This is a genomic window from Rubrivirga litoralis (genome assembly GCF_031846415.1).
In the GTDB taxonomy this organism is placed as follows: Bacteria; Bacteroidota; Rhodothermia; order Rhodothermales; family Rubricoccaceae; genus Rubrivirga; species Rubrivirga litoralis.
In genome coordinates this window covers 1-2,132 of record NZ_JAVRHT010000078.1, presented here as the reverse complement: position 1 = coordinate 2,132, position 2,132 = coordinate 1, and the positions used below count along the sequence as shown (strand labels likewise).

The 2,132-nt window shown below is 76.6% G+C and carries 2 protein-coding genes; both read left to right on the top strand.

The annotated features are described in order from the left end of the window. The first annotated feature begins 296 nt into the window (after positions 1 to 296). Positions 297 to 971 (top strand): hypothetical protein, encoded by a 675-nt coding sequence (locus tag RM540_RS16185; RefSeq protein ID WP_311666048.1) that lies wholly within the window; start codon positions 297 to 299, stop codon positions 969 to 971. Next, the coding region (locus tag RM540_RS16180) for a glycosyltransferase (protein WP_311666047.1) at positions 968 to 2,132 on the top strand (1,165 nt) is incomplete at its 3' end. The genes RM540_RS16185 and RM540_RS16180, both read left to right, overlap by 4 nt.

Genomic DNA, 2,132 nt, shown 5'->3' with positions numbered 1-2,132 from the left:
GTTCGACCACCCCGCCCGCGCTGTGGGCAGGGCGGCATCGGGCGGGGCGGTGCCTTTCCCGAACCGCCCCGCCCGCGTCACAACCACCCCTAGCCCCTCCTGGCCAGGAGGGGGACTGCCGCCGCTTCGGGATGGCGGCGTGCCTGACACGACCGCCCCGCCCGCTGCTCGCCGCACGCTGCTCGCTGCCCGCTCCGTCCCCCGCAATCTGTTGGTGAAGGTCCCGTTCCGCTGCCGCCGCCCCGCCCGGTCCTGGTAGGTTCGCCGGCCTCCTCTCTCGGGGTTCGCCCCACCCGATGCTCGCCCTCCTCGCCGCGTTCCTCCTCGGTGCCGCGCCGCCGCCCGCCCCGCCCGCGGCGTGGGGCGGGGCGGAGACGTCGGCGACAGTATCCGTCCAGGACTCGCTGACGTACTACTACGCGCGCCAGGACACGTCGGGCGTCGACCGGCTGTACCGGCGGGGGGCGCGGACGCAGCTCGACCGGCTGCTCTGCCTGTACCGCCTGTTCCCGATGACGCTGGACGAGGGCTACCTCGACGAGATCCCAGCCAGCGAGGGCGTCCGGTCGGCCCGCGAGCTGGCGCTGATTTCGGCGCTGTGGGCGTACAAGGCGGCGAGCGGACCCAAGTGGGCGCTCCCGGCGCGGGGCCGGCGGTCCGAGCGGATCCTGAACGAGGCCCTCCGCCTCGACTCCGACGAGCCGTACGCGCTGCTCGTCAAGGGCCAGGGGCTCTACTACAAGCCGCGGATCTTCGGCGGCAACGTGGCCGAGGCGCAGCGGACGTTCGAGCGGCTCCGCCAGGTGCTCGCGCGGCGGCCCACGCCGGGCATCCACCCGTTCGAGGCCGAGGTGTGGATCTGGATGGCCGTCCGCAAGCAGGACGCGGCACAGGGCGCCGCGCTCGGGCGGCGGCTGCTCGCGGGGGACCCGCCGCGCATGTTCCGCCAGTTCCTCGTCGACCCTCCGTGACGGCGCTCGCGGCCGTCGTCCTCGCGCTCCACGCCGGCGTCTTCCTGGTCCTCGGCGTGAACCTCGTCGCGTTCGCGCGCGGCCGGTCGCGCGCCCTCCCCGCCCCGCCCGAGCCGGAGGGCGGGGCGGCTGCGCCGTCTCCTGCGGGGGTGGCGGTCTCGGTGCTGGTCCCGGCGCGGAACGAGGAGGACAACCTCCGGCGCCTGCTCCCGACGCTCCTGGCGCAGACGGGCGTCGCCTTCGAGGCCGTCGTCGTGGACGACGCGAGCGAGGACGGGACGTGGGCCGTGCTCCAGGCGCACGCGGACCCGCGCCTCGTGCCGGTCCGCGGGAGCGGGCCGCCGGCGGGGTGGGTCGGCAAGCCGCACGCGCTGTACCAGGCCGCGCGGCGCGCGACCGGCCGCGTGCTCGTGTTCCTCGACGCCGACGCCGAGCTCCGCGACGAGCGCGCGCTGGCCCGGCTCGTCGGGCGGTGGGCGCGCCACGGCGGGGCGGGCACGGCGCTCTCGGGCCTCCCGCGCTACCTCGACCGCGGGCCGGCGGCGCTGCTCACGAGCCTGGTCCCGTTCGCGATCCTCGCCGCGCTCCCCACCCCGCTCGTGCCGCGGACGAAGAGCCCCGGCCTGAGCGCCGTCAACGGGCAGGTCTGGGTGCTCGGCGCCGACGACTACCGCCGGCTCCGCCCGCACGAGGCGGTCCGCGACGAGGTGCTCGAAGACGTCATGATCGGCCGGTACCTCAAGCGGTCGGGCGTCCGTCTCTGGGTCGAGGACCTGAGCGGTGAGCTGGCCGTGCGGATGTACCGCTCGTTCGGCGAGGCGTGGGCCGGGTTCCGCAAGAACGCCTACCTGCTGGCCGGCGGCCGCCCCGCCCCGTTCGCGGCGTTCTTCGCGCTCTACACGCTCGTGTGGGTGGTCCCGAGCGCGCTCGCGCTGGGCGGGGCGGCCGGGCTGGCGCCGCCGTGGGCGGCCGCCCCGCTCGTCACGCTCGTCGCCGTCAAGCTGGGCGTCGACCGCTGGGGACGGTTCCCGCTGTGGGTGAGCGCGCTCGCGCCGGTCACGCTCGCGCTCGGCGCCGCGCTCCAGCTGGACTCGGCGTGGGCGCACGCCCGCGGCCGCGTGGCGTGGAAGGGCCGCGCCGTGGGCGGGGCGGAGGAGGGCA